The organism is Nocardioides sp. HDW12B (assembly GCF_011299595.1).
Lineage (GTDB): Bacteria > Actinomycetota > Actinomycetes > Propionibacteriales > Nocardioidaceae > Marmoricola_A.
The window spans coordinates 2,775,777-2,790,004 of sequence record NZ_CP049867.1 but is presented as its reverse complement, the minus strand read 5'-3'; the positions used below and the strand labels follow the sequence as shown (position 1 = coordinate 2,790,004).

Annotated in this window: 13 protein-coding genes; 6 read left to right on the top strand and 7 right to left on the bottom strand. The window is 74.0% G+C overall.

Annotation, left to right across the window (positions count from 1 at the left end; translation table 11 throughout):
- Positions 1-4: 4 nt before the first annotated feature.
- Together G7072_RS13085 and G7072_RS13080 are read left to right on the top strand one after the other, a co-directional pair.
- Entirely contained in the window at positions 5-1,312 is a 1,308-nt protein-coding gene (locus G7072_RS13085; protein ID WP_240916942.1) for a DUF445 domain-containing protein, read from the top strand.
- Positions 1,309-1,560: an RNA-binding S4 domain-containing protein gene (locus G7072_RS13080; protein ID WP_166087038.1), complete on the top strand. Its 252-nt coding sequence runs from the start codon at positions 1,309-1,311 to the stop codon at positions 1,558-1,560. The genes G7072_RS13085 and G7072_RS13080 overlap by 4 nt, the downstream gene beginning before the upstream one ends.
- A 5-nt stretch (positions 1,561-1,565) precedes the next feature.
- Here the strand turns inward: G7072_RS13080 and G7072_RS13075 are convergent, their stop codons facing one another.
- Both G7072_RS13075 and G7072_RS13070 read right to left on the bottom strand, forming a co-directional pair.
- Positions 1,566-2,717, bottom strand: a complete 1,152-nt coding sequence (locus G7072_RS13075) for a serine hydrolase (protein ID WP_240917289.1) — start codon at positions 2,715-2,717, stop codon at positions 1,566-1,568.
- 154 nt (positions 2,718-2,871) lie between these two features.
- Positions 2,872-3,243 (bottom strand): FKBP-type peptidyl-prolyl cis-trans isomerase, encoded by a 372-nt coding sequence (locus G7072_RS13070; RefSeq protein ID WP_166087035.1) that lies wholly within the window; start codon positions 3,241-3,243, stop codon positions 2,872-2,874.
- A gap of 301 nt (positions 3,244-3,544) precedes the next feature.
- Between G7072_RS13070 and G7072_RS13065 the strand changes: the two genes are divergently transcribed.
- Entirely contained in the window at positions 3,545-4,123 is a 579-nt protein-coding gene (locus G7072_RS13065; RefSeq protein WP_166087033.1) for a TMEM165/GDT1 family protein, read from the top strand.
- A 78-nt stretch (positions 4,124-4,201) separates the two neighbouring features.
- Here G7072_RS13065 and G7072_RS13060 read toward each other — a convergent pair whose 3' ends face one another.
- Positions 4,202-4,633, bottom strand: a complete 432-nt coding sequence (locus G7072_RS13060) for a CBS domain-containing protein (RefSeq protein ID WP_166087031.1) — start codon at positions 4,631-4,633, stop codon at positions 4,202-4,204.
- Positions 4,634-4,737: 104 nt separating this feature from the next.
- On the opposite strand from G7072_RS13060, the gene G7072_RS13055 reads away from it, so the two are divergent.
- Positions 4,738-5,589, top strand: a complete 852-nt coding sequence (locus G7072_RS13055) for a hypothetical protein (protein ID WP_166087029.1) — start codon at positions 4,738-4,740, stop codon at positions 5,587-5,589.
- Here the strand turns inward: G7072_RS13055 and G7072_RS13050 are convergent.
- The 4 genes from G7072_RS13050 to G7072_RS20215 are packed head-to-tail and all read right to left on the bottom strand — an operon-like array spanning position 5,531 to position 11,664.
- Positions 5,531-6,547 carry an inositol monophosphatase family protein gene (locus G7072_RS13050; protein ID WP_166087027.1) on the bottom strand — a complete coding sequence of 339 codons (1,017 nt, stop codon included), beginning with the start codon at positions 6,545-6,547 and terminating at the stop codon, positions 5,531-5,533. The genes G7072_RS13055 and G7072_RS13050 overlap by 59 nt on opposite strands.
- A 5-nt stretch (positions 6,548-6,552) precedes the next feature.
- Positions 6,553-7,572 (bottom strand): ribosome small subunit-dependent GTPase A, encoded by a 1,020-nt coding sequence (rsgA, locus tag G7072_RS13045; protein ID WP_206063107.1) that lies wholly within the window; start codon positions 7,570-7,572, stop codon positions 6,553-6,555.
- 2 nt (positions 7,573-7,574) lie between these two features.
- Positions 7,575-8,888 (bottom strand): 3-phosphoshikimate 1-carboxyvinyltransferase, encoded by a 1,314-nt coding sequence (gene aroA / locus G7072_RS13040; protein WP_166087025.1) that lies wholly within the window; start codon positions 8,886-8,888, stop codon positions 7,575-7,577.
- Between the two features lie 43 nt (positions 8,889-8,931).
- A complete protein-coding gene (locus G7072_RS20215) occupies positions 8,932-11,664 on the bottom strand; it encodes a sigma-70 family RNA polymerase sigma factor (protein ID WP_166087023.1) in 2,733 nt (910 codons plus the stop codon).
- A gap of 356 nt (positions 11,665-12,020) precedes the next feature.
- Between G7072_RS20215 and G7072_RS13030 the strand changes: the two genes are divergently transcribed.
- A complete protein-coding gene (locus G7072_RS13030; protein WP_166087021.1) occupies positions 12,021-12,800 on the top strand; it encodes a hypothetical protein in 780 nt (259 codons plus the stop codon).
- Between the two features lie 146 nt (positions 12,801-12,946).
- The gene (locus tag G7072_RS13025; protein WP_166087019.1) at positions 12,947-14,167 is read left to right on the top strand and encodes an alkane 1-monooxygenase; all 1,221 of its coding nucleotides are present in this window, start codon (positions 12,947-12,949) and stop codon (positions 14,165-14,167) included.
- Positions 14,168-14,228 lie beyond the last annotated feature (61 nt).

Genomic DNA, 14,228 nt, shown 5'->3' with positions numbered 1-14,228 from the left:
CCCGGTGCCCGCCACGACGACCGCCACGAACACCGCCACCGGGACCCCGCCCCGGTCCGCCCCCGCTCTGAACGCCGATCCGGACCTCGACCAGGAGCGGCGTACGGCTCTGCGGCGGATGCGCAGCGTCGCCGTCGGGCTGCTGCTGTTCGCGGCCACCGTCTACCTCGTCACGCTGGGCGAGGACGGCTTCCTCGGCTTCGTCAACGCCGGCGCCGAGGCGTCGATGGTGGGGGCGATCGCCGACTGGTTCGCGGTGGTGGCGCTGTTCAAGCACCCGCTGGGCATCCCGATCCCGCACACCGCGCTGGTGCCCAAGCGCAAGGAGATGCTCGGGCGCGGCCTCGAGGAGTTCGTGGGGGAGAACTTCCTGCAGCCCGACATCATCAAGGACCGGGTCCTCGGCGCGGAGCCGGCGCTCAAGGCCGGGCAGTGGATGGCCGAGGAGCGCCACGCGCGGCGCGTCGTCCACGAGGCGACCGACCTGCTGCGTCTCGGCCTGAGCCGGGTCGACGACGAGGACGTCGCGGCGTTCATGGAGCAGGTGCTGGTGCCGCGCTTCCTGGAGGAGCCGATCAGCCCCATCGTCGGGAGCCTGCTCAAGGAGGTCGTCGAGGACGGTGCGCACCACGGCGTCGTGGACCTGCTGCTCGAGGAGGCCCACCGCTGGCTCGAGGGCAACGAGTCGACCTTCCACGACGTCGTCGTCGAGCGCGCCCCCTGGTGGGCGCCGGACTCCCTCAACGAGCGGGTCATCCACCGGCTGCACACCGAGATCCTCACCTGGCTCACCGACATCCGCCGCGAGCCGCACCACCGCTCCCGGATCGCGCTGGACCGGCTGCTGCGCGACCTGGCCCGTGACCTCCTCGAGGACGCGGAGACCATCGAGCGCATGGAGCGGCTCAAGGCCCGCTTCCTCGGTCACCCGCAGGTCACCAGCACCTACATCTCGCTGTGGAACGCGCTCAAGCGGTCGCTGGAGAAGGCGCTGGCCGACACCGACGGCGAGCTGGTGCGGCGCGGCGTCCGCGAGGTGCAGGCGTACGGCGAGCGCCTCGTGGCCGACGCCGGACGGCGCGGCCGCCTCGACGTCCGGGCCGCGGACCTCGCGGTGTTCCTCATCGACCGCTACGGCCGCGAGCTGACCGCCGTCATCACCACCACCATCGACGAGTGGGACGGCAAGGAGGCCTCGGAGAAGATCGAGCTGCACGTCGGCAAGGACCTGCAGTTCATCCGCATCAACGGCACCATCGTCGGCGGCCTCGTCGGGGTCCTCATCCACACCGTCGCGGTGGTGCTCGGATGAGCGGCGGCGGCGGGGGCCAGGAGCACGAGCCGCGGCTCGTGGCGGTCCGCGAGGCGAGCATCCGCCTCGGTCAGCTGCTCAAGCTGGCCGACCTCGTCGACGCCGGCTCCGACGCCAAGGCGCTGCTGGCCGAGGGCGACGTCCGCGTCAACGGCGAGGTCGAGACCCGGCGGGGCCGGCAGCTGGTCCGCGGCGACGTCGTCACCGTGGACCTGCCGGCCGGCCCCAACTCGGTGCAGGTCGACTGATCCGCTCACGCGGCGGGGAACCGCGGAGCGACGATCTCGTCGACCAGGTAGTCGAAGAGGTCCGGCGCGAGGCGGCTCAGCCCGGGCCCCGGGTCGACGTCGGAGGCGACGACCACGACGAGGTCGCGCGCGGGCACCACCTCGACCATCTGCCCGCCGTAGCCCCAGGCCCGGGCGGACGGCGACCCGTCGACCTCGTCGACCCACCACAGGTAGCCGTAGCCCTCCGCGGCGCCGTACGCCTCCACGTGCGTCCGGGTGGCCTCGGCGACCCAGGCGGCGGAGACCAGCTGCTCCCCGTCCCAGCGGCCCTGCTGCAGGACGAGCCGACCGAGGGCGAGCAGGTCCTCGGGCCGCAGCTTGAGCCCGGCCCAGCCCAGCGGTCGGTCCTGGGGGTCGACCGGCCAGGCGAAGTCCGCCGCGACGTAGGCCGGCGCGTTGCGGGCGACCGCGAGCGGCAGCGCGGCCGGTCGGGTGTCGACGCCGAGCGGGTCGAGCAGGGCGCTGCGGGCGAAGCGGAGCACCGGCATCCCGGTGGCCTCGGTCAGCACGGCGCTGAGCAGGTGCGCGCCGCCGTCGGAGTAGGCGAACTCCCCGGCCGCGGCGGGATCGGCGTCACGCAGGACGGCGCGGACCCAGTCGCGCGAGGCCCTGAACTCCTCGTCGGGGGCCGACCACGAGCCGACGAAGCCTCCGGTCATCGTCAGCACCTGCTCGAGCGTGGTGCCGGCGACCGCACGCGGCATCGTCTCGTCGGGCAGCAGCTTGCCGAGCGTGGCGTCCACCCCGTCGATCAGGCCCCGGTCGACCGCGATGCCGACCAGGGTCGACATCACGCTCTTGGTGATCGAGCGGGTGTCGGCGAACTCCTCGGGGGAGGTGTCCTGGTACTCGGCGAGGACGACCTCGTCACCGGTGGCGACGAGGACCACGCGGACGTCGTCGAAGATGTCCTGCGACCCGAGGTAGTCGACGACCTCGGCCCTCAGGGCGTCCACTCCGGCCGACGAGAGGGGCTCACCGACGCCGGGGCTGGTCGCCGGGGTGCGGGGCCCGTCGGTCGAGGTGCAGGACACCAGGACGGTCCCGGCGAGGAGCAGAGCCGTGAGGCTCGCGAGCGTGCGGGAGGGAGCCGAGACCGTCGACGGCAGGTCCATCGCGCTCACCCCTGGTCGCTGGGTCCTTCGATCATGGACCTGCGCGCTCACGTCGGGCAACGCCGGGCGGCGCCCGGTCCACACCGGAGTGCGGTGGATCCGAGCCAGGGTCCGGATCCACCGCACCCGCGCGGTCAGCGGGTCGCGGTGCGGCTCAGCGCACGGACAGCAGGTCCACCACGAAGATCAGGGTCTCGCCGGGCTTGATGACGCCGCCGGCGCCGCGGTCGCCGTACGCCAGGTGGGGCGGGATGACGAGGCGACGGCGGCCGCCGACCTTCATGCCCTGCACGCCGGTGTCCCAGCCGGAGATGACCTGGCCGACGCCGAGGCGGAACTGCAGCGGGTCGCCACGGTCGTAGGAGGCGTCGAACTGCTCGCCGGTGGAGTGGGCCACGCCGACGTAGTGGACGCTGACGGTCTGACCGGCCGCGGCCTCGTCGCCGTCGCCGACGCTGAGGTCGGTGATCTCGAGCTCGCTGGGCGGCGGGCCGTCGGGGAAGTCGATCTCGGGCTTGTCGGTCATGCAGGTTCCTCGTCTCGTTCGGGGGTGGGCTGGTCGACGGTACCCGGGTCGCCCCGGGGCTCGGGTCCGGCCCCCGGGGCGGCCCGGGTAAACTGGTGGCCGAAAGGGAGTAGTCCCCAACAGCCGCGTCGACACACTGACCCTCGGGTCCGGTGCGGCAGGCCACTCGATCAGTACTCGGTGGCGGACGAGACTTTCGACCGGTTCCACGACCCCTGCGGACGTGCCTGGTCGAAGGGTCGTCGTCCGGCGGTCTCCTCGGTCCGGGCGCGGCCCGTCACGACAAGGAGACACCCGTCCGATGTACGCCTTCCTGCTCAGCACCGCCGTCATCTTCGTCGCCGAGCTCGGCGACAAGAGCCAGCTGATGGCGATGACGTTCGCCGCCCGCTACCGCGCCCGCGACGTCCTCATCGGCATCACGGTCGCCACCGCGATCGTCCACCTCTTCTCGGTCGCCCTCGGGCGCTTCGTCGGCGACCAGTTCGCCGAGAGCCAGGACCTCATCTCGATCATCGCCGGCCTCGCGTTCCTGGCCTTCGCCGCGTGGACGCTGCGCGGCGACGAGCTGAGCGACGAGGAGGCCGACAAGGCCCGGCACAGCACCGGCGCCGCGATCCTGGCCGTGGGCGTCGCGTTCTTCCTCGCCGAGCTGGGCGACAAGACGATGCTCGCCACCGTCACGCTCGCCACCCAGGAGGGCTGGCTCGGCACCTGGATCGGCAGCACCGTGGGCATGGTGGCCGCCGACGCGCTGGCCATCGTCGTCGGGGCGGTGCTCGGCAAGAAACTGCCCGAGAGGGCCATCAAGTACGGCGCTGCGACCGCCTTCGCCGTCTTCGGCCTGCTGCTGGTCGCCGAGGGTGCCGGCTGGCTCTGACTCGCGACGCCGCCGGCGACCCGCGACCTGGGACCGGTGACCTGGGACCGGTGACCTGGGACCGGTGGGTCGGGGGCGTCAGCTCTGGTGGACGTAGGAGTCGAGCTGGTCCCGCTCGAACTCCAGGGCGCTGATCTTGTGCTTGACCAGGTCGCCGATGCTGACGATGCCGACGAGGGCGTCGCCGTCGACCACGGGGACGTGGCGGATGCGGTGCTCGGTCATCAGCGAGAGCAGGTCGTCGAGCCGGTCCTCGGGCGTGCAGGTGCGCACCGCGGAGGTCATGATCTGCTCCACGCTCGCGTCGAGCACGGAGGCGTCGCGGCCCAGGTGGCGCACCACGTCGCGCTCGGAGACGATCCCGTCGAGGTGCGTGCCGTCGCCGCTGACGACCAGGGCGCCGAGGTTGTGCTCGGCCAGCGAGGCCACCAGGTCGCGCACGGTGCTGCCGGGCGTGGCCGTCACGACCTCGTGGCGCGGTTTGGCTGCGAGCACGTCCTTGATGCGCATGGCTGACCTCCGGTCACGACGACGGGACCTCCCGCCGGCTGGGGTGAGGCGAATCTAGACCACGCCGGACGGCCCGCGGTAGGGGCGACGGGCAGGATGGGGCCATGACCCGTCCCGACCCCGCCGAGGGCGCCGCTGCCACCGCTGTCGGGGGGAGCGGGCCGCCCCGGGGCGGGGGAGCCGGGGGCGGGCGCGTCGCGCTCGTGCTCATGGGCTGGCTCAGCCTGGTGCTGCTGGCCGACCACGACGGCTCCCTCACCCTGCAGCGCTTCCTGGGGCTGGCCACCTGGGGCGTCCTGCTGCTGGCGCTGCGGCGGGTGGACGCGACCGTGCGGGCGCAGACCGCCGTCGTGGTGGTGGTGGCGACGGTGGTGGAGTACGTCTTCAGCCCCGGTCTCGAGGTCTACACCTACCGCTTCGACAACGTCCCGGCCTACGTGCCGCCGGGCCACGGGCTGGTCTACCTCTCCGCCTACGCGCTGGGCCACGCCCCGTGGGTGCGGCGCCACCTCGACCGCGCGACCTGGCTCGTCGTCGTCGGCCTCGGGACGTGGGCCGCACTGGCCCTGCGCGGCGACCGGCCCGACGTCCTCGGCGCCTTCTGGTTCCTGTGCCTCCTCGGCTTCCTGCGGTGGGGGCCGTCGCGGGAGGTGTACGTCGGCGCGGCCGTCGTCGTGACCTGGCTCGAGGTGCTCGGCACCGAGCTGGCGACGTGGACCTGGCAGCCGACCGACCCCACGGGGCTGGTCAGCATCGGCAACCCGCCGACCGGCGCCGCGGGCGGCTACGGCTGGTTCGACCTCGCCGGGCTGCTGCTCGCCCCGACCGTGCTGGCGGCGTGGGCGCGGCTGCGCGGCGACCGCCCGGGCGCGGCGGCGCCCCCGGAGACCGCGGCCGTCACATCGGAGGCAGGTCCGGACCCTGTCCCGTCGGGGCCGGCCGACGCCGGTCGCTGAGCTGGTGCAGCGTGCCTCCGGGCTCGCGCGGGGCCACCGAGCCCTCCCGGGCCGGTGCCCGGTCGCCGGTGCCGTGAGCCTCCGAGCCCTCCGGGTGGTCGCTCGCACGCTCGTCGTCGCCGCCCGCCGCACCGGCGGGCCGTCCGTCCGCGGACGGTCGGGCGTCGGGTCCGACCGAGCCGAGGAAGCCCAGCACGGTCTCGTGGAGGATCCCGTTGCTGGCCAGGGCGTTGCCGCCGTGCGGGCCGTCACGCCCGTCCAGGGAGGTGAAGCGGCCCCCGGCCTCGCGCACGATCACGTCGAGCGCGGCCATGTCGTAGAGCTCCAGCTCGGGCTCGGCCGCGAAGTCGACGGCCCCCTCGGCCACGAGCATGTGGCTCCAGAAGTCGCCGTACGCCCGGGTGCGCCAGCTGTGGCGGGAGAGCGCGAGGAAGTCGTCGAGGCGACCGGCGTGGTCCCAGCCGTCGAGCGAGGAGTAGGAGAACGAGGCGTCCTCGAGCCTCGAGACGTCGGAGACCCGGATCGGGAGCGGCTTGAGCAGCGAGCGGCCGGTGAAGGCGCCGCCGTCCTTCATCGCCCACCAGCGGCGGTTGAGCTGCGGGGCGGACACGACGCCGACGACGACCTCGTCCTCGACCATGAGCGAGATCAGCGTGGCCCAGACGGGCACGCCGCGCACGAAGTTCTTCGTGCCGTCGATCGGGTCGACCACCCAGCGCCGCTGGCTGAAGCCGGTGCTGCCCTGCTCCTCGCCGAGGATGGCGTCGCGGGGGCGGGCGCGGCCGAGGGTGCGCCGGATGCCCTCCTCGACGGCCCGGTCGGCGTCGGTCACGGGGGAGAGGTCGGGCTTGGTGTCCACCCGGAGGTCCAACGCCTGGTAGCGGTTGGTGCTCAGCGAGTCCGCGTCGTCGGCGAGGACGTGGGCCAGCCTCAGGTCGTCGGTGAAGGAGGTGGGCATGGGGGTCAGCGTATGTCCCGGCTGCCCAGCAGCCGGCGGTAGGACTCCACCCGCGCGGCGTCGATGCGCCGGTCGGTCACGGCGAGGTCGAGGCCGCACTCCGGCTCGGTCGGCTGGTGGGAGCAGCCGCGCGGGCAGTCGAGGGCGGCGTCCTCGAGGTCGCTGAAGGCACGGATCAGGTCGGCGGCGTCGACGTGTGCCAGCCCGAAGGAGCGGATGCCGGGGGTGTCGACGATCCAACCCCCGCCGGAGCCGCCGGGCAGCGCCAGCATGATCGCCGAGGTGGAGGTGTGACGGCCCCGTCCGGTGTGGTCGTTGACCACCCCGACGGCGCGGTCGGCGCCCGGGACCAGGGCGTTGACGAGCGTCGACTTGCCGACCCCGCTGTGACCGAGCAGCACGCTCGTGCGGTCGGCCAGGCGGTCGCGCACGTCGCTGACGTCAGCGCCGCGCTGGGTCACGACGAAGGGGACGTCGAGCGGTCGGTAGATCTCCAGGAACGGCCCGGGGTCGGCCAGGTCGGCCTTGGTCAGGCACAGCAGCGGGTCGATGCCCGCGTCGTACGCCGCCGCGAGCGCGCGGTCGACCAGGCCGGTGCGCGGCTCCGGGTCCGCCAGGGCCACCACGATCACGAGCTGGTCGGCGTTGGCCACCACGACGCGCTCGACGGGGTCGTCGTCGTCGGCCGTGCGCCGCAGGACGGTGGCGCGCGGCGAGACCTCCACGATGCGGGCCAGGGTGTCGCCGCCGGCCAGGTCGCCCACCAGCCGCACCCGGTCGCCGACCACGACGCCCTTGCGGCCCAGCGGGCGCGACTTCATCGCCGTGACCAGGCGGTGCTGCTCCCCGACGAGCCCGCAGGTGAAGCGACCCCGGTCGACGGTCATCACCACCGCGTCGGTGGCGTCGTCGTAGGTGGGGCGGTCCTTGGTGCGCGGCCGGGTCCGGCGCCGGGGCCGGTCGAAGGAGGAGTCGTCGAGGTCGGCGTACTGCCGCTCCGCGCCCTTGCGGTCCCGTCCGGCCACGCTCAGCCCCCGACCAGCGCGGTCCACGCGCCGGGGAAGTCGGTGAAGGTCTTCGCGGTGGTGGCCACGTCGACCACCTCCACCCCGGGGACGCCGAGGCCGAGGATGACCGCGGCGTGGGCCATCCGGTGGTCGGCGTACGTCGCGAAGGCTCCGCCGCGCAGCGGGCCGGGCGTGATCTCCAGACCGTCGGGCCGCTCGCGCACGGTGCAGCCGCGGGCGGTCAGCTCGGTCGCGAGCGCAGCGAGCCGGTCGGTCTCGTGGCCGCGGATGTGCCCGATGCCGCGCAGCACCGACGGGCCGTCGGCCAGCGCGCACAGGGCCGCGACCGCGGGGGCGAGTTCGCCCTCGTCGTGCAGGTCGAGGTCGACGCCGCGGACGACCCCGGTGCCGCGCACGGTCAGCCCGTCGTCGGTGAGCTCCACCTCGGCGCCCATCAGCGCGAGGATCTCGCGCAGTCGGTCGCCGGCCTGCGTGGTGCGTCGAGGCCAGCCCACGACGGTCACCTCGCCGCCGGTGACGACGGCGGCGGCCAGGAAGGGGGCGGCGTTGGACAGGTCGGGCTCGACGGCGACGTCCACGGCGCGCACCGGTCCGGGGGAGACGCGCCACCGGTTCGGCTCGCTGTCGTCGACGTCCACGCCGTGCTCGCGCAGCGCCTGGACGGTCATGTCGATGTGCGGCAGCGACGGGACCGGCTTGCCGTCGTGCAGGACGTCGACGCCCTCGTCGTACGCCGCACCGGCCAGCAGCAGGGCGGAGACGAACTGGCTGGAGGCGGAGGCGTCGATGACCACCTGGCCGCCGCGGACCGAGCCGTGTCCCCGCACCGTGAGCGGCAGCGTGCCGCGGTCCTCGTCCTCGACCTCGACACCGAGGCCGCGCAGCCCGTGCAGCACCTGGCCCATCGGCCGGGTGCGGGCGTGGGGGTCGCCGTCGAAGGTGACGGCGCCGTCGGCCAGGGCCGCCACCGGCGGCACGAACCGCATGACGGTGCCGGCGAGGCCGCAGTCGACGTGTGCCGGGCCGCGCAGGGGCCCGGGGGTGACCCGCCAGTCGGGGCCCTCGGTGTCGACGGCGGACCCGAGGGCGGTCAGGGCGGCCGCCATGAGCAGCGAGTCCCGTGAGCGCAGCGCGCCGGCCACGGTGCTGGGACCGTCGCTGAGCGCGGCCAGGACGAGCGCCCGGTTGGTGAGCGACTTCGAGCCCGGGAGCCGGACCCGCGAGCGGACCGGGGCCGTCGGCGTCGGCGCCGGCCACAGGTCGGGCGCACCGGCGTCGGTGCGCGGGAGGTCGGTGGTGGCGTCGGGAGGCACCGGCGAACCCTATCGAGCCGGGCGTGCCGGTCGGGGACGACGGTCAGCCGTCACGAGGCGACCGGCGTCCGGAGCGGCGCGGGCCCTTGCCCTCACCGGCGGGCCGCGAGGGTCCGGCGCCCGGCTTGTCGTCCGGGTCGGGCTTGCCGCCCGGCTTGTCGCCCGGCTTGTCGCCCGGCTTGTCGTCCGGCTTGTCGTCCGACTTGCCGTTCGACGGGTCGGTCTCGTGGCCGTTCGCCTTGCCGGGCGGGTCCGCCTTGCCGGGCGGGTCGCCCGCCTGGCCCGGCTTCTCGGGCGGGGCCGGCTTGTCGGGCTTGGCGGGCTTCTCGGGCTTGGCGGGCCTGTCGGGCCTGTCGGGCGCGGGGGACGGGTCCGGTCGGCCGGGTCCCTCGGACGGCTTCGAGCCGCCGGGGTTCGACGGCCGGGTGTCCTTCGGGCCGCCGCTGTCCTTCGGCCCGTCGTCCTTCGGCCCGCCGTCCTTCGGCCCGCCGTCCTTCGGCCCGCCGTCCTTCGGCCCGCCGTCCTTCGGCCCGCCGTCCTTCGGGCCGCCTCCGGTGGCGCGGTCGTCGCCCTCGAGCCGGAGCGTGTCGGTGTTGTTCTCGGGGCGGGGGTCGGTGAGGCCGGGCAGGCTGACGGTCGTCGAGACGTCGACGGTGTCGCCGGCAGCCAGGGGAACGGTGAAGAAGCCGACCCAGGTGTTGCCGTTCCAGTCGCAGGTGACGACCCCGTCGACCGGCCCGGTGCAGTCGCGCTCGGCCGCGGCGACGGTCACGGTGCCGGGACGGAAGGCCAGACGCAGACCGACGTCGGCCGGACCGGTGCCCCGCGGTGTGCTGACCTGGACCTTGAAGCGGCCGTCGTCGGCGGACACCCGGGAGAGGGCCACGGCCAGGTCGGGTCCCTCGCTCGGTTCTTCGGTGGGGCCGCCGGTGGTGGGGCCGTCGGTGGGGCCGCCCGTCGTCGGGCCGTCGGTCGGGCCGTCGGTCGGGCCGTCGGTGGGACCGCCCGTGGTCGGGCCGTCGGTCGGGCCTCCGGTCGTGGGGCCGTCGGTGGGACCGCCGGTGGTGGGGCCGTCGGTGGGGCCGTCGGTGGGGCCGTCGGTCGTCGGACCGTCCGTGGGCGTGCGGACCGGTCGGTACTCGAAGCGGATCCGGTTGTCCTCGGCGAAGGTCTCGCGGTAGCCGACGACGTTGACCGACACGTCGAGGAAGTCGACGTCGACGTCGGCCGGGAAGTCGAGCGGGATGACGGCCTGGAAGGAGCGGGGGGCCAGCTGGGTGGCCGCCATGCGCGCCATGGCGGTGCTCGTCACGCAGACCGCTCGGGTCGGGGTGGCGGGCTCGACGCTGCACACCCGCTGGCCGGGCACGAAGGCGGCACGACCGGAGTCCGAGGCCAGGTCCACGACGATGGTGACCGGCTCCGGCGGGAGGTTGTCGACGTCGACGACCAGGGCGTCGTCGGAGACGGTCGCGCCCGCGACCCGGATGTCGGTCTCCGGTTCTCCCGGGTCGGTTCCGGGGTCGGTTCCGGGATCCGTGCCCGGGTCGGTCCCGGGGTCAGTGCCCGGGTCGGTCCCGGTGCCGGTGTCGGTGCTGGTGTCGGTCCCGGGCGCCAGGGCCTCGGTGACGAGCTCGGTGACGGAGGTCGGGGCGGCGGCCTCGGTCAGGGCGACGGGCTCGGCGAGCAGCGGCGAGGCCACCCGCAGGGCCGGCTCGTCCGCGGTCCGAGGGGCCGGGAGCCGGGCGCCGGGCGCGGAGCCACCGGGACCGGAGGGGTCGTCCGGGTCGGCCCCGTCGGCGGTGTCCGTGGTGGAGCGGTCGCCGCCGGCGGCGGCGGGCGGCTCGTCGTCGCCGGTGACGGCGATCGCGATGAGGGTCGCCACCGCGACCGTGGCGGCGGCGGTGCCCGCCACGACCGGGCCCACGTTGCCGGTGACCGCGTCCTTGGCCCGCCCCAGCAGCGCGACCACGCCGCCGGCCGCGCCGGCGCCGCTCGAGCCGAGGTAGCCGGCGGCCAGGCCGCCGAGCAGGAGGGGGGCGATGATGCCGGCCAGGTTGTCGTTGACCTCGGTGAGCTCGAGGTACATCGCGGTGCAGCGCGGGCAGACGTCGAGGTGGAGCGCGACCTTGTCGTGGTCCCGCTTCGACAGGCCCTTGCGGACGTAGCCGCCGAGCCTCTCGGTCACCCAGCGGCACTCCGCCTGGTCGGCGGTGGCGAGGTGCGCGGCCAGGAACGCCTGCCGCAGGCCCTCGCGGGCGCGGTAGGCCAGGGCGGAGACCGAGTTCGGGCTCATCCCGAGGAGGACGGCGATCTCGGCGGGCTTCTGGCCCTCGACCTCGAGGTGCCACAGCACGAGCTGCCACCGCTCGGGCAGCGAGGAGAAGGCCCGGGCGGCGGCGCCGTTCTCGAACTGCGCGACGGCCGTGTCCTGGAAGGGCACCCCGGGGTCGAAGGCCTCGAGGTCGTCGGTGGTCGTGACGCGCGACGTCGCCCGGATCCGGTCGACGTGCAGACGTCGCACGGCCGTCAGCAGGTAGGCGCGGAACGCCACGTCCGGGCCGCCGCCGCGCTGCAGCACGGCCATGACCTTCGCGAAGGCGTCCGAGACCAGGTCGTCCGAGTCGGGTCCGCGGACCAGCTGGCGGGCCAGCCGTCGGGCGGCGTCCACGTGGCGCGCGTAGAGGTCGCCGTACGCCTCCAGGTCGCCCTCGCGCACGCGCGAGATCAGCTCCGCGTCTCCGGGAGCCTCGAGCTGGTGCAGGAGTTCGGTCATGTCCCCACGGGTGGAGCGGACAGGGTGCCCGCCTCCTCGGCGGACGAATCGCCTGCCGTGACAAAAAATACCCCGGGTCGGCCGATACCGCGAGCGATCCGCGAGGCCGAGGTGACGCCTGAGTCGACCGTGGGTGCACCGGCAGCCACATCAGCCCCAGCCGACCCGGCAGCACCAGGACCCGCGGGACGGGCCCGCCGGGGCGGACGAGGGCCGGGCGGCACCGAAAAAGAAAATCTCCGGAACCGCGTCATGACCCCGCCACGGCTCCGTTCCCTCATCGACGGCACCACCGGTGCTCGTCGGCCACGGGTCGGTTCATGGGAGGACGACCCACCGGAGGGGAGGAGGACGCCATGCGAGGCAGCTTGCCGTCCTTCACCGGCCGACGTGACCCGGGTGGCTCGCCGGAGCCAGGGAGGGAGCGCACCACCGCATCGAGGCACGACGTGCCGCTGGGATTCGATGCGGTCGGTGACGCCCTGGCGTCCGGGAGGTGCCCGCTCGCGGCCTGCGCCCTGGTGGGGACCGCGCTGGCCGGGGACGGGGCGTCCGTGGGAGAGGCGCTCACCGGGCTGCGGAGGACCTACGAGGTCGTCCGCAGCTCGGACCCCGACTTCGCTGCCGTGGAGGCGATGACCGTGGCCTGGAGCGAGGCGACGCTCGGCTACCTGGTCGACGTCTCGTGCGAGGACCCGCTCACCGGGCTCGCCAGCCAGCAGCACCTGCGCAGCCGCCTGGCGGAGGTCTACCGGGGCGCCGAGCGCTCCGGGGACGACGTACGCCGCACGCACGCGCTCGTCGTCGTCGACGTCACCGCCAGCGCCCGACGCCACCGCGCCGGCCTGCGCGGGGCCGGACCCGTCGACCTGCGGCTGGTGCGTGCCCTCGAGCTGGCCACCGTCGCCGAGGGACTGCGTGCCACCTTCTCCGGCGAGGAGACCGTGGCCCGCCTGGGCCACGACGCGGTGGTGACGCTCGTGCGTCGCACGCCCGACCTGGCGCCGGCCGTGGCGCGCCTGCGCACGCTGCTCACCGAGCTGGGCGGTCCCGAGGACGCCCGCATCTGGGTGGAGGGGCTCCCGGGCGACGTGGACCGGGCCGGCGCCGTGCTGGGCACGCTGCTCGTCCACTGACCTACACGCCGCTCCCGCCAATCGCTGCGGTGTGACGCGCGACACGTCGGTGTACAAACTCGAAGTCGTTGCCAAGTAGGTGTACAACTCCTACTCTCGTGTAAAGCCCGCTGTTCACGCGGGACGCAGCGAGCAGGAGGCTGATCATGGCTGCCACTCACACCCCGGCGACCACCTCGACCCACAGCGCGGAGGCCCACCCCGCCGAGCCCGTCTGGCGCGACACCAAGCGCTACGCCTGGCTGGTCGGCGCGATCGTGCCGATCATCCCGTTCCTGTCCTGGGGCCTGGTGAGCTGGACGGGCTGGGACGCCTTCTGGTTCTTCGGCCCGGTCTTCATCTTCGGCCTCGTGCCCCTGGTGGACCTCCTCGTGGGGATCGATCCCAACAACCCCCCGGACGAGGTCCTCGAGCGCCTGGAGGAGGACCGGTTCTACCGCTGGATCACCTACGCCTTCATCCCGATGCAGTACCTCGCGGTGATCTGGACCGCCTGGATGATCAGCCAGCCCCAGCACGACGTGCTGGACCGGCTCGGCATGGCGATCTCGCTCGGCATCGTGGTCGGGATCGGCATCAACACCGCCCACGAGCTCGGCCACAAGAAGGAGAAGCACGAGCGCTGGCTGTCGCGCGTGGCGCTCGCCCCGACGGCGTACGGGCACTTCTACATCGAGCACAACCGCGGGCACCACGTCCGCGTCGCCACCCCGGAGGACCCCGCGAGCTCGCGGATGGGGGAGACCGTCTGGGGCTTCCTGCCGCGCACCGTGGTCGGCAGCTGGAAGAGCGCCTGGCGCCTGGAGAAGAAGCGCTTCGGTCGCCGCGACCAGAACCACTGGACCATCAAGAACGACATCCTCAACGCCTACGCCATGACCGTGGTGCTGTGGGGCGGGCTGGTGCTCGCCTTCGGGTGGCAGGTGCTGCCCTACCTGCTGGTCGCCGCCGTGGTCGGCATCTGGGAGCTGGAGTCGGTCAACTACCTCGAGCACTACGGCATGAAGCGCGCCACGCTCGAGTCGGGCCGCTACGAGCGCGTGAACCCCAGCCACAGCTGGAACAGCAACAACATCGGGACCAACGTGCTGCTCTACCACCTGCAGCGCCACAGCGACCACCACGCCAACCCCACGCGGCGCTACCAGGCGCTGCGCGACTTCCCCGAGGCGCCGGTGCTGCCCACCGGCTACGCCGGGATGATCGTGCTGACCTGGGTCCCGGCCGTCTGGCGCCGGGTCATGGACCGCCGCGTCGTGGCGCACTACGACGGCGACGTCAGCCGCGCCAACCTCCACCCGCGGCGCGCCGAGCGCTACCTCGCGACGTACGGGCAGCCGCCCACGAGCCGCGCCGACGCCGCCTGAGCCACCGGCGCCGGCCCAGCACCAGCCCAGCACGAGCCCAGCACGAGCCCAGCACGCAGCA